16 protein-coding genes are annotated in these 15,224 nt (G+C 56.9%); 5 read left to right on the forward strand and 11 right to left on the reverse strand.

The features are described 5' to 3' along the window. On the forward strand, positions 1–618 hold the full coding sequence (gene acpT / locus NUX24_RS14210; protein WP_257832306.1) for a 4'-phosphopantetheinyl transferase AcpT: 618 nt from the start codon (positions 1–3) through the stop codon (positions 616–618). Here acpT and arnF read toward each other — a convergent pair. The 8 genes from arnF to NUX24_RS14250 all read right to left on the reverse strand — a co-directional run bounded on the left by arnF (position 566) and on the right by NUX24_RS14250 (position 8,772). After that, positions 566–955, reverse strand: coding sequence for a 4-amino-4-deoxy-L-arabinose-phosphoundecaprenol flippase subunit ArnF (gene arnF / locus NUX24_RS14215; protein ID WP_048977507.1), 390 nt, complete (start codon positions 953–955; stop codon positions 566–568). The genes acpT and arnF overlap by 53 nt on opposite strands. Further along, entirely contained in the window at positions 952–1,290 is a 339-nt protein-coding gene (arnE, locus tag NUX24_RS14220) for a 4-amino-4-deoxy-L-arabinose-phosphoundecaprenol flippase subunit ArnE (RefSeq protein WP_257832310.1), read from the reverse strand. The genes arnF and arnE overlap by 4 nt, the downstream gene beginning before the upstream one ends. Beyond that, the gene (gene arnT / locus NUX24_RS14225; RefSeq protein ID WP_257832312.1) at positions 1,287–2,942 is read right to left on the reverse strand and encodes a lipid IV(A) 4-amino-4-deoxy-L-arabinosyltransferase; all 1,656 of its coding nucleotides are present in this window, start codon (positions 2,940–2,942) and stop codon (positions 1,287–1,289) included. Before arnT ends, arnE begins: the two co-directional genes overlap by 4 nt. Next, entirely contained in the window at positions 2,939–3,841 is a 903-nt protein-coding gene (gene arnD, locus NUX24_RS14230) for a 4-deoxy-4-formamido-L-arabinose-phosphoundecaprenol deformylase (RefSeq protein WP_257832314.1), read from the reverse strand. The genes arnT and arnD overlap by 4 nt, the downstream gene beginning before the upstream one ends. Next, positions 3,838–5,820 carry a bifunctional UDP-4-amino-4-deoxy-L-arabinose formyltransferase/UDP-glucuronic acid oxidase ArnA gene (gene arnA / locus NUX24_RS14235; RefSeq protein ID WP_257832316.1) on the reverse strand — a complete coding sequence of 661 codons (1,983 nt, stop codon included), beginning with the start codon at positions 5,818–5,820 and terminating at the stop codon, positions 3,838–3,840. The genes arnD and arnA overlap by 4 nt, the downstream gene beginning before the upstream one ends. After that, positions 5,817–6,800 carry an undecaprenyl-phosphate 4-deoxy-4-formamido-L-arabinose transferase gene (gene arnC / locus NUX24_RS14240; protein WP_214577481.1) on the reverse strand — a complete coding sequence of 328 codons (984 nt, stop codon included), beginning with the start codon at positions 6,798–6,800 and terminating at the stop codon, positions 5,817–5,819. The genes arnA and arnC overlap by 4 nt, the downstream gene beginning before the upstream one ends. Position 6,801: 1 nt before the next feature. Then, on the reverse strand, positions 6,802–7,941 hold the full coding sequence (arnB, locus tag NUX24_RS14245) for a UDP-4-amino-4-deoxy-L-arabinose aminotransferase (protein ID WP_257832390.1): 1,140 nt from the start codon (positions 7,939–7,941) through the stop codon (positions 6,802–6,804). Positions 7,942–8,265: 324 nt separating this feature from the next. Further along, complete coding sequence (locus NUX24_RS14250; protein WP_126330594.1) at positions 8,266–8,772, reverse strand: phenolic acid decarboxylase; 507 nt, start codon at positions 8,770–8,772, stop codon at positions 8,266–8,268. A 99-nt stretch (positions 8,773–8,871) separates the two neighbouring features. On the opposite strand from NUX24_RS14250, the gene NUX24_RS14255 reads away from it, so the two are divergent. Both NUX24_RS14255 and NUX24_RS14260 read left to right on the forward strand, forming a co-directional pair. Then, positions 8,872–9,753 (forward strand): LysR family transcriptional regulator, encoded by an 882-nt coding sequence (locus NUX24_RS14255; RefSeq protein WP_257832318.1) that lies wholly within the window; start codon positions 8,872–8,874, stop codon positions 9,751–9,753. A 32-nt stretch (positions 9,754–9,785) separates the two neighbouring features. Beyond that, positions 9,786–10,580 carry an SDR family NAD(P)-dependent oxidoreductase gene (locus NUX24_RS14260; RefSeq protein ID WP_047646797.1) on the forward strand — a complete coding sequence of 265 codons (795 nt, stop codon included), beginning with the start codon at positions 9,786–9,788 and terminating at the stop codon, positions 10,578–10,580. Between the two features lie 5 nt (positions 10,581–10,585). On the opposite strand, the gene NUX24_RS14265 is transcribed toward NUX24_RS14260, so the two are convergent. Further along, positions 10,586–11,113 (reverse strand): NlpC/P60 family protein, encoded by a 528-nt coding sequence (locus NUX24_RS14265; protein WP_047652927.1) that lies wholly within the window; start codon positions 11,111–11,113, stop codon positions 10,586–10,588. Between the two features lie 239 nt (positions 11,114–11,352). On the opposite strand from NUX24_RS14265, the gene NUX24_RS14270 reads away from it, so the two are divergent. Further along, positions 11,353–12,015, forward strand: a complete 663-nt coding sequence (locus NUX24_RS14270) for an HAD family hydrolase (protein WP_014885577.1) — start codon at positions 11,353–11,355, stop codon at positions 12,013–12,015. A gap of 60 nt (positions 12,016–12,075) precedes the next feature. Here the strand turns inward: NUX24_RS14270 and NUX24_RS14275 are convergent, their stop codons facing one another. Continuing rightward, positions 12,076–13,101 carry a TerC/Alx family metal homeostasis membrane protein gene (locus tag NUX24_RS14275; RefSeq protein WP_257832322.1) on the reverse strand — a complete coding sequence of 342 codons (1,026 nt, stop codon included), beginning with the start codon at positions 13,099–13,101 and terminating at the stop codon, positions 12,076–12,078. Positions 13,102–13,169: 68 nt separating this feature from the next. Continuing rightward, entirely contained in the window at positions 13,170–13,568 is a 399-nt protein-coding gene (locus NUX24_RS14280) for a potassium channel family protein (RefSeq protein ID WP_047652928.1), read from the reverse strand. Between the two features lie 316 nt (positions 13,569–13,884). Here NUX24_RS14280 and NUX24_RS14285 point away from each other — a divergent pair, with 316 nt between their 5' ends. Then, a complete protein-coding gene (locus NUX24_RS14285) occupies positions 13,885–15,219 on the forward strand; it encodes an MFS transporter (protein WP_047652929.1) in 1,335 nt (444 codons plus the stop codon). Positions 15,220–15,224 lie beyond the last annotated feature (5 nt).

The following is a 15,224-nucleotide window of genomic DNA, read 5'->3' on the forward strand; positions in this document are numbered from 1 at the left end:
ATGTACCAGTTTGTACTGGGAGAAATCTCCACCCTTTGCGCGGACCCGCTGGCGTCAGCGCTCGCAGACAGGGCGCCTCAGGGTGCCCGACAGGCCTCCTGGCTGGCCGGGAGGACGCTGCTCGCCAGAGCGTTATCCCCTCACCCGCTCCCCGACATCATTTACGGCGAGCAGGGGAAACCGGCCTTTGCGAAGGGTCATCCGCTGTGGTTCAACCTGAGCCACAGCGGTGACGATATCGCCCTGCTGATGAGCGATGAAGGTGAAGTCGGCTGCGATATCGAGGTGATTCGCCCGAGGAAGAACTGGCAGGCGCTGGCTAATGCGGTATTCAGCATGACGGAGCATGACGAGCTGGAGCGAGAAGCGCCCGAGGAACGGCTTTCCGCCTTCTGGCGTATCTGGACGCGGAAAGAAGCGATTGTAAAACAGCGTGGCGGCAGCGCCTGGCAGATTGTCAGCATCGACAGCACGGCGCGGACGCACGCGGTCAGCCAGCTACAGGTCGGCTCGCTGAGCCTTGCCGTCTGCACAGCAACCCCTTACACCCTGACCCACGAGTCGATTATTCACGTTGGGACGTGCGGGGCAGAAAAATCACCAGCACACCCAGAATAATAAACCCGACGCCCACCAGCCCGTGCCAGGAGAAGCGTTCTCCCCAGCCGGGCAGCAGGATCGCCGCGCCCCACACCAGAATATAGCTGAGGCTCAGCAGAGCATACGCTTTGCTGAGCGCCATACGGTGCAGCGCCAGATACCAGCAGCCCATGGACGCCACATACCCCATCAACCCCAGCAGCAGCGCGCCCGTGCCGGACGAGAAGTGCCACAGCGCGGAAATCAGCGCCAGAACATCACTGACCGGTGGCAATGCCTGCATGGCATTACGCAGCAACAGCTGCGCGGCGCTGACTAACAGCACGCTGCATAAGGCCCAGAATGCACCTTTCACAGGCTCCCTCCCAGGATAACAATCCCAATGATGATGAACCCCACTCCCAGCCAGTGATGCGCAGCAACGTGCTCACGCCAGAACGCCTTCGCCGCCAGCGTCACCCAGACAAAATTGAGGCTCAGCATAGGGTACGCGACGCCGACAGGCAGGCGTTGCAGCACCACCAGCCAGACCAGCATCCCGCAGCCCAGCGCCAGCAGTGCCAGGCCAAGCCACAGCGCGATGTGCGTCCCGCGCCGCCCGGCTTTCGCCGGGCGGGTAGCCTGTTTCTGACACAGCTGCCCCGCGCAGCTGAGCAGGCTTGCCAGTATTAGCCAGATCCAGGTCATCACTTCGGCAGATACTCCAGCAGGGCCAGACGCCCCTGGATATAGAGATTGTCCGGCTGCGGTAAATTCGCCCGTGAAATATCGTCGCGTTTTGAGAGCAGCATGACCAGCGACACGCGTCCCTGCTGACGATGCGTTGCCAGCCACTGCGAGAAGTCGTCCTCACTGACAAAACGATCTTTCACATCGGGATAATCCAGCCCGTAGCGCAACTCACCGCTCTGACCAAACAGCGTGATGTCATTGCGCTTCAGCTCCCACGCCAGGCCAGCCGCCACGCCCACGTTATTGGCCAGCACGAATCGGCTTTCCTGAAGCGGCTCGCGCACGGTATCAACCAGCGACTGCGGCTGTTTGGAATCCACCACCAGGTTAGGAATGGCAAAACCAATCAGCAGCGCCAGCCCTGCGGGGCACAGTGCCGCCAGCCACCAGCGCTGCTGGCTCTGTCGGAACGTAAACCAGCCTACCGCGGCCCAGATGAGGAACGCCACCACCGCGCAGAACACTTTATACAGTTCGACCGACGTCCAGACCGGATGTTTAGACAGCCCCCACGGCGAGACCACCAGCGCCGCCGCCACGCCGATAACGCCAAACGCCAGGTTAATCCCGCCGTTAATGCGTAACGCTCTGGCACCTTTTTCCGCCGCGAGGCAGGCATAGCGCGCCATCAGGATCGCCAGCGGGGCAAAGCACGGCAGGATATAGGTCGGCAGCTTGCCTTTGGCGATGCTGAAGAACAGCAGCGGCATCACCACCCACCCCAGCAGATAGAACCCGCCACCCGCGTTTTGTCTGTCATTCCAGCCGAGACGAAACGCGCCGGGCAAAAGCGCCAGCCACGGCAGGCTGCCCGCAATCAGGAACGGTATGTAGTACCAGAACGGGGCTTTGTGCTGCGCGTCGCTCTGGGCAAAACGCTGAATATGTTCCACCCAGAAGAAATAACGCCAGAAGTCAGGCTCACGGTGCGCAATGGCCAGCCCCCACGGCAGAACAATCAGCACGCAGCTCAGGATCGCGAGCCAGCCAAAAATCAGCACCTCTTTCCAGCGCTTCTGTGCGATCACCCACGGCAGCACGCCAATCACCGGTACCGCCAGCGCCAGGAAGCCTTTGGTCATCACCCCCATTCCGCAGGCCAGCCCAAGCAGCACATAGCCGCCCGCTTTTCCGGCAACGGTTTGAGCCTGTGAGGCCAGCCAGAAGCTGCACATCGCCGCCACCAGCCACAGGGTGATGATAGGATCCAGCACCGCATACGTGCCGATGCCATACACCAGGAACAGGGTCAGGAAGATCAGGCCGGAGAACAAGGCAACACGTTTATCCTGCCAAAGACGCCAGGCCATCCAGATGACCAGCAGCGCGGCTAAGCCAGTAGAGAAGATAGACCCGGCACGCACGGCAAGGTTCGTGTGCCCGAACAGCATCTGCCCGATGCTGTTGATCCAGTAGCCGGCAATCGGCTTTTCAAAGTAACGCAGCCCCAGAAAATGCGGGACTACCCAGTCTCCGGAGGCCAGCATTTCACGGCTGATTTCCGCATAGCGCGTTTCATCAGGCTGCCAGAGCAGGCGGATATCGACCGGAATGAGGTAGTAAACGATAAACAGTGCGAAAAGCGCTAAGCCATAACGGGCTGTTTTCATGGGACCGGACTCACGGTTTGTTGATAGCCAAGCCAGCCCTCCCGGCCAGCCATTTCATTGCGTACGACTTTACCTACGGGCAAGGTGCTGAGGTCGTCCGGCAGCAGCTCGCTCAGCGGGCAGAATTCAATGCCCTCCTGAGCGGCCATGGTCAGCAGTTCATCGAAATCATGCTGATACGCAATCCCTTCCACTTCGGCATGGATGGTATACACCGGCGTGCCGACGTCACGATGGATGCGGTCCAGAATGTAGCGATTGAACTCATCAGCCTTCACCTCGCGCCCGACCACTTCATCCCAGGTGGGAAGCGTAACCGGAATTTGCACCGTACCGTAGCGATTTTCGCCTAACAGCGGCAAAAAGGGCCCGGTTCCGCGACAGTCGCTGTTGTAGCGAAACGCAAAGGCTTCTTTGGCCTTCACGACGCGCTGATCCGCACGCCATCCCGCCACGGCGGAGCAGCGCACGGGCTGGCCGGTAATGGCCTCCAGCTCCAGCATCCCACGCTCGACCTCACGGGACAGGCGCGGGATATCCCAGACGCCCGCCCAGGCTTGCCAGGCATGGTGATCCCAGGCGTGCAGACCCACCTCATGATGCTGCGCCGCCTCACGGATAACGGCTTCATTACCCGCGCCGATGCGTCTGCCGGGCCAGGCGGTGCCGGCCAGCAAAATATCCCAGCCGTAGAGGGATGCTGCGCGCGAGCGCAGCATTTTGAACAGAAATGCCGGTTTAATCAGACGCCATAAATGGCGTCCCATGTTGTCAGGCCCCACGCTGAAGAAAATGCTGGAACGCACATCGTGTTTGCTCAGCAGTTCCAGCAGTTTGGGTACGCCGTCACGCGTTCCCCTGAAGGTGTCGACATCAATACGTAAACCGACTTTTTTCATGAGACCTGTTCCGACAGCTCCACGGTGCGCAGGAAGAAATCGAGCGTTTCATCAATGGTCTGCTCCATCTTGACCGTCGGCGTCCAGTTCAGGCAGCGCTTCGCGTTGCGAATGCTTGGCTTACGGTGCTCAACGTCCTGGTAGCCCTTACCATAGTAGCTGCTGCTTTCCACTTCGCGGAAGCCGGCAAACGGCGGGAACTTGTCGCGCAGCGGATGGCGCTCAAAGCTGGCCAGCAGCATCTCGGCCAGCTCGCGAATGCTCGCTTCGTTTTCCGGGTTACCGATGTTGATGATTTCGCCGTTGCAGCGGTTATCTTTGTTTTCGATGATGCGGAACAGCGCTTCAATACCGTCGCTGATGTCCGTAAAGCAGCGTTTCTGTTTCCCGCCTTCGATAAGCTTAATGGGCGAGCCTTCCACCAGGTTGAGGATCAGCTGGGTGATCGCACGGGAGCTGCCGATACGCGCCGCGTTCAGGTTATCCAGACGCGGGCCCATCCAGTTGAACGGACGGAACAGAGTGAAGCGCAGGCCTTCTTTCTCACCGTAGGCCCAAATCACGCGGTCCAGCAGCTGTTTGGAGACGGAGTAAATCCAGCGCTGTTTGTTGATCGGCCCGACCACCAGGTTGGAGGTGTCTTCATCGAAGTTCTTATCGGTACACATGCCGTACACTTCAGACGTGGACGGGAAGATGATGCGCTTGTCGTATTTCACGCAGTCGCGGATGATCTTCAGGTTCTCTTCGAAGTCCAGCTCGAACACGCGCAGCGGGTTACGGGTGTACTCGATCGGCGTGGCAATGGCGACCAGCGGCAGCACCACGTCGCATTTTTTAATGTGGTATTCAATCCACTCGGAATGGATGCTGATATCCCCTTCCACGAAGTGGAAACGCGGGTTATCGAGGAAGCGGCTGATGGCATCCGCGCCGATATCCAGACCGTAGATTTCGTAGTTATCGTCTTTGAGCAGACGTTCCGTCAGGTGGTTACCGATAAAGCCGTTCACGCCGAGGATCAGCACGCGGGTACGGCGCTTGATGGCAACAACCGGTGCGCTGGTGATCAGCGCCCCGGCCACCAGACCCAGAGACTGTGCCAGCTGGGTGCCCTGAACGTACAGGCCGTTGTCGGTTTGTCCGGTGACGATCTCCAGCGCCTGCTCGCCGCAGCTTACAATCAGCGGAGAGACAGAGACGACGGTGCCCGGTTTGGCAGCCGGAATATCGTCACGCACGCGGGATTTCCAGACGATGAATTTGCTTACGCCCGCAAAGCTGTACGCGCCCGGCCACGGGTCGGTCACGGCACGCACCAGGTTGTGCAGCTGGCGGGCAGGCTTGTTCCAGTCGAGACGACCATCTTCCGGCGCGCGGCGGCCAAAGCTGCTTGCCTTGCTCTCGTCCTGCGCGGTCTCGCTGAAGGTGCCGTTGAGGATGACTGGAAGCGCATCACGCAGCAGCGTCTGTGCCGACGCATTCAGCTTTTGATGCAGCTGTAGCGCCGTTTCGTCCGCATCAATAGCGACCTTCTGCTGCGCCACGATAGCGCCCGCGTCAGCACGGCGCACCATGCGGTGCAGCGTCACGCCCGTTTCCGTTTCACCGTTCACCAGCACCCAGTTCAGCGGGGCGCGGCCACGGTAGGCAGGCAGCAGGGAACCGTGAAGATTAAAGGCGCCTTTTGCGGCCAGACCTAAGATCTCGTCGGAAAGCAGGTTGCGGTAGTAGAACGAGAAGATGACATCAGGCGCCAGCGCGCGGATGCGCTCCACCCACAGCGGGTGGTTGACGTCGTCCGGTGCATAAACCGGGATCCCGCGCTCGGCGGCGATACGCGCCACGGAGCCAAAAAAGTTATTCTCTCCGGCCGCGTCCGGATGGGTAAAGATTGCCGCAATGTCATAGCCCGCTTCCAGCAGGGCCAGCGTGCCCGTGCACCCCATATCGTGATAGGCAAATACAACAGCTTTCATGGGTGAATTTCCTCTTGAGATGCTTTGTGTTCCTGACGGACAACACGTTGAATAAAGTAGCGCGGACGCGCGCGAACATCGTTATAGATACGGCCAATGTATTCACCGAGAAGGCCCATCCCGACAAACTGGGCGCCGATGAACATAAACAGCACGGCAAAGAGCATGAAGACCCCTTCCGCCGCCCACTGCGGGCCAAAGACCAGGCGCAACACCACCAGCAGAACGGACAGCGCAAACCCGGCCACGGCGATGATGCTGCCGAACACGCTCAGCAGGCGCAGCGGCGTGGTGGTCAGGCAGGTGATGAGGTCGTACATCAGGTTGATGAGACGCATAAAGCTGTACTTCGACTCCCCGTGCTCGCGCTCGGCGTGCAGAACCGGAATTTCCGTTGCCTTGCGGGCAAAGGTGTTGGCGAGGATCGGAATAAAGGTGCTGCGCTCATGGCAGTGCAGCATTGCATCGACAATATGGCGGCGGTAGGCGCGCAGCATGCAGCCGTAATCGCCCATCGCTTTACCGGTCGTGCGCTGGATTAGACGATTGATGGTGCGCGAGGCCAGCTTGCGGAACAGGCTGTCCTGACGGTTCTGACGTACCGTGCCGACCACGTCATAGCCTTCATCGGCTTTGGCGACCAGCCGCGGGATCTCTTCCGGCGGGTTTTGCAGGTCAGCGTCCAGGGTGATGACCAGATCGCCCGTGACGTGGCTAAACCCCGCCATAATCGCCGAGTGCTGGCCGTAGTTGCGGTTGAGCAGCACAGCCACAATGTGGCTGCCTTCGGCCTGTGCGGCCTGGGTCAGCATCAGCGCGGAATTATCGCTACTGCCATCATCCACCAGCAGAATTTCATAAGCCTTGCCCATCGTGTCGCAGGCGGCGGTTGTGCGGCGGATCAGTTCGGGCAGGCTCTCCTGCTCGTTATAAACCGGGATTACCACGGAAACTATTTGTACAGGCGGTGCACTGAACATATCAATGTCCTGCAAGCTGATGGAGTGCGGTAATGACGCGGGTCGTGTCGTCATGAGTCATGTCCGGGAAAAGAGGGAGAGAACAAATACGCGCGCTATTCCATTCAGAATTCGGAAGCGATACATCAGGAAAACGCTCGCGGTAGTATTTTTGGGTGTGCGCCGCGCGGAAGTGGAGGCCGGTACCGATGCCTTTCTCTTTTAGCGCCGCCATCAGGCTGTCGCGTGAGATCCCGCAGCGCGCTTCGTCAACGCGAATAATGAACAGGTGCCAGGCGTGCACGTGCGGCCATGACGGAACGGTGAGCGGCTGGAACGGCGTATCGGCAAGCTCCCGCAGGTAGCGTTCGGCGATTTCCTTGCGGCGCCTGTTGGCCTCTTTCAGCTTGCCCAACTGCACCAGCGCCAGCGCGGCGTTGATGTCCGCCAGGTTGTATTTATACCCAGGCGCGATCACTTCCGCCTGCGGCGCGCGGCCGTGCGTCTGGCGGTCATAGGCGTCTACGCCGAGGCCATGGAATTTCAGACTGCGGATCCGCTGTGCCAGCCGGGCATTATCCGTGACGACTAAGCCGCCTTCCGCGCAGGTCATATTTTTAATGGCGTGGAAGGAAAAAATCGCCGTTCCTTTCCAGCCCACATGACGGTTCTTGTAATACGTTCCGGCGGCATGGGCAGCATCTTCAATAACCGGAATACCGTGACGTTCACCGATGGCATGGATAGCGTCGATTTCACACGGCGCACCGGCATAGTGAACGGGAATAATGGCTTTAGTGCGCGGGGTAATGGCGGCTTCAACGGCTTCTGGCGTCACCATTAGTGTATCTTTGTCCACATCAATCATGACCGGCGTGGCGCCCAGCAATACGATCATATTCAGCGTGGATACCCAGGTCTGGGAAGGGGTAATAACTTCATCACCCGGGCCAATCTCCAGCGCCATCAGCGTGACGTGCATGCCCGCGGTAGCTGAACAGACGGCAATCGCATGCTGATTCCCGGTAAGTTGACAAAATGCCTCTTCAAGTTCCTGATTCTTAGGCCCAGTGGTGATCCAGCCGGAGGTTAAAACCTCCTGCAACGCCGCTAATTCCTCATGACCCATCGACGGGCGGGAAAAAGGCAAAAAATCACTCATCATTAATTTCCTTGCAATAAGAATGGCACGCGCTTGATATTACCCAATTACTTTTTCGTTTATTTCAACGAACCATAAACTCATATCAAGGTATCGTTCATTTCTTAGGGAAAAATTAAGATGTGTATTGCAGATGTAACAAAAGCAATTACATTTCATTTATAAACAATGATTTAGATAATTATGAATTATTTATTTCGTGACCCAACTCAATTTTTACAAGATGTAATTTTTAAACCAAGCATAAACAAACAAAAAAAATCCCGGTTATTTCTGTCAAAGAAGAAACAACCGGGAACTTTTCTTTTTAGTTAATTGTCGCGCTTATTTTAAGTTATCTGGAAAGTTTTCCGGTAACTCGCTGGCCGCGCAGGCAATCACGCTTTCATCATTGGCGCCGCAGTCGCGAACAAAGGTGATCGTAGCAAATTCATCAATCACTTCCGTTGGATACGCCGGCCCTGCATCGCGATAGCTGTTCATCAGCGGAATGTGATCGTTCTGGAAGCAGACGGTTTTTTCCGGGTTATTCATAACCCAGCGCGGGAAGAAGATGGTGCCATGGAACAGTTTGTCGCCCAGGTTGACGATCAGGCTAACGTCGGTACCGGTTGGCTCAGTCCAGGAAATTTTGTAGATGCTCTCCCCTACCCGCACGATATAAGCCTGCTGATCTTTAACCCAACGGTTGCCTACAAGACCGCTGTGAATACGATAGTCGAGGGTGTTTTCATTTTTGACGTAAATCTCGTAGTTCCAGCCGTTGTCGTAGGTATAAACAAGGTGTTTACCAACGAAGCCGCTTAAGTCGTGTTTGTCGAAGGTGTTCATAAAATGTCTCCTTTGTTTTGATGAGAAGATTGTACCCCTTCAAAAAATGAATGAATAACGCTATGTTTTAATCAAATTCATCCAAATATTAGATAAATCATGCATAAGACGACGCTTGAACAATGGTCCTTACTGGAAAAGGTAGTTGAGGCGGGCAGCTTTGCCAGAGCGGCGGAAGAAACGCACCGCAGCCAGTCTTCGGTGAGCTATAACCTGTCGCTGCTGCAGGAGCGGCTGGGCGTGGCGCTTCTGGTGCCGGAGGGACGACGGGCGGTGTTAACGCCGGCAGGAGAGCTTCTTCTCAACCAGGTTAAACCGCTGCTGAAAGCGTTTTCGTACGTCGAGACGCGCGCAGCGACCCTTCGAAACGGGATGCGCACGCGGTTAGATCTGGTAGTGGACTCCATTTTCCCGCGCCGCCGCCTGTTCGCTATTCTTCGTCAGTTCCAGCAGCAGTATCCGCAAACCCGGGTCCGTCTGACCGAGGTGCTGGAAAATACCCGCGCCGATGCCATTAACGACGAAGCCGATGTGATGGTCTTAACCCGCCGCCAGGACATTACCGGGCTCGGCGAATGGCTGATGAATATCGATTTTGTTGCCGTGGCCCATCATCAGCATCCCCTGTTTCGCCTCGATGCGCCGCTAAATGATGAGATGCTGCGCCCGTGGCCGCTCATCCAGATTGCGGACAGCCAGCCCGCCGCGCGTGCTGCCGGCGAGTCGTGGACCTTCTCCACCATCGATGCCGCCATAGAGGCCGTTGTCTCTCAGGTCGGATACGGCTGGCTGCCAGAGGAACGCATCCAGACCCAGCTGGATCAGGGCGTACTGAAACGCCTGCCGCTGAGCCATGGCGCGCGCAGGGCAACGCCGCTACACCTGATAGTTAAGCGCTCCCTCGCCCCGCTTGATGAACAGGTTGAGACGCTATTGCGCCTTTTTAGCCAGGAGCCGTCATCCCCACCTGCTACGCTTTAAGGTCCGAACGTTAAAACGAGAAGGAGCAGATGATGAAAATCGACTTTGCGGGGAAAGTGGCGCTGGTGACCGCCTCAACCGGCGGGATCGGGTTCGCCATTGCCAGAGGTCTGGCAGAAAGCGGTGCAGAAGTGATCGTCAATGGCCGGAGCACGGAATCGGTGAATAAAGGCATTCAGCAGCTCCAGCAGGTGGTGCCGGGCGTACAGGTGCGCGCCGCGATTGCCGATCTCAGCACGGCGGAAGGGGTCGAGTCGCTTCTGAAGGTAGCGAATAACGTTGATATTCTGGTCAACAACGCCGGGATTTACGGTCCGCAGGATTTCTATGCCACCGACGATGAGACCTGGGAGCGTTACTGGCAGACCAACGTGATGTCCGGCGTGCGTCTGTCCCGCGCCCTACTGCCGGGCATGGTGCAGAAAGGCTGGGGACGCGTGGTGTTTATCTCCTCCGAGTCGGCCTGCAATATTCCGGCGGATATGATCCACTACGGCGTGACCAAAACGGCGCAGCTCTCGCTGGCGCGCGGTCTGGCGAAGTTTGTGGCGGGGAGCGGCGTGACGGTTAACAGCGTCCTGCCAGGCCCGACGATGTCTGACGGTTTCGCAGAGATGATGAAAGATGAAATCGAAAAAACCGGCAAATCGCTGGAACAGCTGGCGAAAGAGTTTGTGATGGCCAACCGCCCCAGCTCGGTTATCCAGCGTGCCGCCACGGTTGAAGAGGTGGCCAACATGGTGATTTATGTCTGTTCGCCCCAGGCCTCCGCCACATCGGGCGCGGCGCTACGCGTCGACGGTGGCGTCGTGGATGACATCATCTGATGCTGTCAGGCCGCGCTGCCTGCGACCCGACGGGCGGTAATGTAGTGTGCCTGCCAGTAATCATCCGTCAGGGTTGAAACCGTTACGCCCTGACTGGTTGAGGCATGAATAAACTGGTTTTCGCCAATATAAACGCCAACGTGCTTCCGGTTCGGACCCGTCTGGAAGAAGACCAGATCGCCAGCTTTCAGGCGGTATTGCGCCACCTGCACGCCGCGATGGATCTGTTCACTCGTCGTGCGCGGCAAATTAAGATGCGCCGCATCGGTGAACAGGTGCTGCATCAGCGCGGAACAATCCACCCCGCGATGCGTGGTTCCGCCCCACCGGTACTGGGTGCCTTTCCACTTCTGGTATTGATCGAGAATACGCGAGCGCAGCGGGCCCGTTTCCTGATGCACCAGCGCAGATTTCGCCGGTGATGCTCCCAGTTCGCTGTTCATCGATAACATCGACGCTGGCAGTTGAAAGCTGAACGCAGAAAACGAAGCAAAACTTAACGTGAGGATTGAAATAAGCGATCTAAGTGTCATATCAAGAAAGAAGTAGTGAGTGAGTTTTTCCTTACCTGTGGGGGCCAATGGTTCCCCTAAATATCTTGCGATGTGGCGATAATATAGACAGCTCGTTTTTTCACCAATTGTTATCGAGGCCAAAAATGGACTCACCTTGAGATCGCAAGATCGAGAAAAAAAGAGTGGTGGTATAAGGACTGTCCAGCTAAAGCAGGTAAACTGATCCGCAGAATGTGTATTTCAGCTAAGACGTATTTATGACCAATATGATTGCCGATGAGACGGTGGCTAAATCCAGCGTGCTCTCTGTCTTTGACTTTGACGGGACATTAACGCACCACGATAGCTTTATTCCTTTCCTGCGTTTTGCCTTCGGTAAACGCTACTTCGCGGGCCGCCTGGTGCGCATGGCGCTGCCCACGCTCCACTGCGTGCGTCGCAAGCTGACGCGCGATGAGCTGAAGGAAGTGCTGATTAAAACCTTCCTGACGGGCGTGGATGAACACTGGCTGCGCCAGCAGGCGGAAGCCTTTTGTGAAAAATACTGGAACAAGCTGATGCGCCCTGAAGGGGTTCTGGCGGTGGCGGCTGAGGTAAATTCCGGTGCGGAGGTGACCATCTGTTCCGCGTCCCCGGCGCTGGTGCTCCAGCCGTGGGCTGATAAGCTCGGCATTAAGCTGATTGGCACACAGCTGGAAGTGAAAGACGGCAAGCTGACGGGGCGCATCACGGGCAATAACTGCCGCTGCGCCCAGAAGGTGGCAAGGCTGGAAAAAGTGTATGGCGATCTGAACGCCTATCACCTGCGCGCCTGGGGAGACACCCGCGGTGACCACGAGTTGCTGGCGGCGGCGCAGGATCCACACTGGCGGCACTTCCATCACCCGCGCAAGCGTCGGAATTCACCGATTAAGGGTTAGGTGCGGTCTGGTGCCCTCATCCCGTCCCTCTCCCACAGGGAGAGGGAGAAAGGCGGCACATCAGGCCTCACGTTTTCCCGGGAACATCACGCTCGCAATAATCCCCAGGGCCAGCACGCCGAGTACCACAAACAGACTGGCCGTGGCACCAATGCTGTAACCGTGGTGCCAGAAGTGATCGGTGGCATTTAAACCGAGCTTGAACGCCACGAAAAACAGCAGCAGAACCACGGCTTTCTCGAGGTGCACCAGATACTGCTTCAGCGCTTCCAGCACGAAGTAAAGCGTACGCAGGCCGAGAATGGCGAACATCATTGCGCTGTAGATAATCAGCGGCTCGCGGCTCACGGCAATAATGGCCGGCACGGAGTCAAACGCGAACATGACGTCAGAAAGCTCGACGACGGCTACGCAAAGCAGCAGCGGCGTCGCATAGCGCTTCGCCTTCTTCACGCGTCCGACCATCACGTCCTGGTTTTCCGGTTTCTCCAGCTCCGCATCCACCTCTTTCTGGGTCAGAATAAAGGCGTTGCTGCTGATTTTCGGCCAGACCGGATAGAAGCGCTTCACCAGGCGATAGGCGAGATGGCCCGAGTAATCCTCCACTTCGTCGCTCTCTTCATTGCGCCTGAGCATCATCACCGCCGTCCAGCCGACGACCAGCGCGAAGATCACCTCAACGTACGGCCCCAGACTCAGCAGGCTGGTGCCAATAGCCACAAAGATGCCGCGGAAGACAATCGCCCCCAGCACGCCCCAGTAGAGCACGCGGTGACGGTACTTATCCGGCACGCCGAACCAGGCGAAGATCGCCATCATCACGAACAGGTTATCGACGGAGAGCATCTCTTCCAGCGCATAGCCGGTAAGAAACAGGCTCGCCATCTCGGCGCCGTGGTGAACGTACAGAAATCCGGCGAAGGCCATCGCCATCATGACCCAGAAAACGGACCACATCGCCGCGCTTTTCAGCGAGATCGGTTTATCGTGACGGTGCATAAAGAGGTCGATAAACATCGCCCCAACGGCCATCACCACGAAGACAACAACGGTTTCCGTCGGGAAACCGAGATGAGCAGCAGACATACACAACACCATACAAACTGACAAAAGCCAGTAACAGAAAAAGATCGTTACTTTAGCACACCCGTCGTCTAGCCGCTCATACCGCGCAAACGCTGCAGCACCGCGACCAGAACGGCCACAGACCAGCCTACCATCAACGCGCCCACCAGCCCTTCCACCCCACCGATGAGCCGCCAGTGCTGGGGTAACGTGACGTCGCCGTATCCCACGGTGGCGTAGCTGACCAGTGAAAAATAGAAGCTGGTGTTCCAGTCATTAAACGCGTCGATGACAAAATAAAACCCAGCAAACAGCCCGGCCTCAAGGAGATGGGCGAAGATCATGGAGATCACGATACCGACATTGCGTAAAACAATGCGTACCGCAGAATCGACTTCTAATTTGATGAATTTTAAAACGCCAAACATCCACAGCGAATGGATCACCACGGTTAGGGTAAGCAAAATAATAATACTGAGTAGCTGCATGATGCGTGCTCGACCAAAAGGAGTATGGCCCCGCTAACGCGGCGGGGCACCTGGTCGAAGCTTAGTTGAATGGAAAGCAAAAGTTGGTGCAATAATTGCGCTGCGTGACTATTTCTCTGCCAGCGCGTCCTGCTTGCGGCTGGTTAGCAGCTAAAAGCGATGTATCCGCAGCGCGCTATCTGTGAGTCACCTCTTATTTACATCATTTAAACCTTCCATTAACTGGATAAAAATAACGCATCGTCGCTATAGTGGTTTTGTTTAATAAAACTGAGTTGTACCTAATAAAACAAAGAACAAACCCTGCGAGGACACAATGACAGAACATTTACGTAACGGCGCTACCGCCACCGAGGACATAGAAAGAGAGACGATGCGGAAGGTGATCTGGCGTATTCTCCCGTTTCTGATTGTCAGTTACCTGGTCTCCATTATCGATCGCGGGAATATCGGCATGGCTTCGCTGCAGATGAATGAGGACCTTGGCCTCAGCAAAGCCGCGTTTGGCTTTGCCAGCAGCCTTTACTTCGTGGCCTATTTTTTGTTTGAGGTACCCAGCAACCTGGCCATGCAGAAAGTCGGCGCCCGGCTGTGGATCCCGCGCATTATGATCAGCTGGGGCATCGTTTCCATGTGTATGTCCCTGGTGCAGAACACCACGTCGCTCTATATCGTCCGTTTTCTTCTCGGTGCTGCAGAGGCGGGCTTCTTCCCGGGCGTCGTGCTGTATCTGACCTGGTGGATCCCGTCCCGCTACCGCGCACGCATTATTGCGTCCTTTATGGTCGCCATCCCGCTCGCTAACTTCATCGGTTCCCCGCTTTCCGGATTGATACTGTCACTGGATGGCTGGCTGGGTCTTCGCGGCTGGCACCTGCTGTTCATTATTGAAGGCTTGCCGGCGGTGCTGCTGGGTATTGCGGCCTGGTTTATTCTCCGGGATCGCCCTCATCAGGCGAACTGGCTTAGCAGCGAACAGAAACAATGGCTGGAAACCACGCTGGAAACCGAGCGCAATCAGCAAAAGAATATCGGACATCAGACCACGTGGCAGTTGCTGAAGCATCGCCAAATCTGGCTGATGGCGCTGATTTACGCCGGAGCATCGTCCGCGGGCACCACCATCAGCGTCTGGTCTCCTCAACTGCTGAAATCCTTCCATCTCGATAATCTTGAGACAGGTCTGCTTAACGCCATTCCTTACGGTCTGGCATCGGTTCTCATGATTGTATGGGGACGGAACTCCGATCGTACCAACGAACGCCGCTGGCATACCGCGCTGACGCTGTTCATGATTGCCGCCGGCGTGTTTGCCGCCTTTGCGAGCGTCTCGCTGTCTGCCACGATCGTCATCCTCAGCATTATGCTGATAGGCGCTTATTCAATGAAAGGGCCTTTCTGGGCGCTGGCGTCCGGTTGGATGAGCAGTACCTCAGCGGCGGCGGGACTGGCCGCGATCGGTGCCATCGCAAACCTGATAGGCGGGGCAGTGATGGTAAACGCGTACGGCATTATCAATGAGCGGACGGGTAGCTACACGCTGGCTATGCTTCCGCTGGCCGTGCTGTGCGTGGCCGGGGGTATCGCGGTACTCATCATAGGACGGCAGGCTCGCAACGCTCAGCTACACGAAAAACAGGTCACGCATTAGTGATG

Source organism: Enterobacter sp. HG048 (assembly GCF_024702055.1).
Taxonomy (GTDB): Bacteria; Pseudomonadota; Gammaproteobacteria; order Enterobacterales; family Enterobacteriaceae; genus Enterobacter; species Enterobacter dykesii.

Coding starts and splice junctions, on each gene's coding strand:
- NUX24_RS14285 (WP_047652929.1), top strand. CDS start 13,885: ATGACAGAACATTTACGTAACGGCGCTACCGCCACCGAGGACATAGAA.
- arnA (WP_257832316.1), bottom strand. CDS start 5,820: ATGAAAGCTGTTGTATTTGCCTATCACGATATGGGGTGCACGGGCACG.
- NUX24_RS14265 (WP_047652927.1), bottom strand. CDS start 11,113: ATGACACTTAGATCGCTTATTTCAATCCTCACGTTAAGTTTTGCTTCG.
- arnT (WP_257832312.1), bottom strand. CDS start 2,942: ATGAAAACAGCCCGTTATGGCTTAGCGCTTTTCGCACTGTTTATCGTT.
- acpT (WP_257832306.1), top strand. CDS start 1: ATGTACCAGTTTGTACTGGGAGAAATCTCCACCCTTTGCGCGGACCCG.
- NUX24_RS14280 (WP_047652928.1), bottom strand. CDS start 13,568: ATGCAGCTACTCAGTATTATTATTTTGCTTACCCTAACCGTGGTGATC.
- arnC (WP_214577481.1), bottom strand. CDS start 6,800: ATGTTCAGTGCACCGCCTGTACAAATAGTTTCCGTGGTAATCCCGGTT.
- NUX24_RS14270 (WP_014885577.1), top strand. CDS start 11,353: ATGACCAATATGATTGCCGATGAGACGGTGGCTAAATCCAGCGTGCTC.
- NUX24_RS14250 (WP_126330594.1), bottom strand. CDS start 8,772: ATGAACACCTTCGACAAACACGACTTAAGCGGCTTCGTTGGTAAACAC.
- NUX24_RS14255 (WP_257832318.1), top strand. CDS start 8,872: ATGCATAAGACGACGCTTGAACAATGGTCCTTACTGGAAAAGGTAGTT.
- arnD (WP_257832314.1), bottom strand. CDS start 3,841: ATGAAAAAAGTCGGTTTACGTATTGATGTCGACACCTTCAGGGGAACG.
- arnB (WP_257832390.1), bottom strand. CDS start 7,941: ATGAGTGATTTTTTGCCTTTTTCCCGCCCGTCGATGGGTCATGAGGAA.
- NUX24_RS14275 (WP_257832322.1), bottom strand. CDS start 13,101: ATGTCTGCTGCTCATCTCGGTTTCCCGACGGAAACCGTTGTTGTCTTC.
- NUX24_RS14260 (WP_047646797.1), top strand. CDS start 9,786: ATGAAAATCGACTTTGCGGGGAAAGTGGCGCTGGTGACCGCCTCAACC.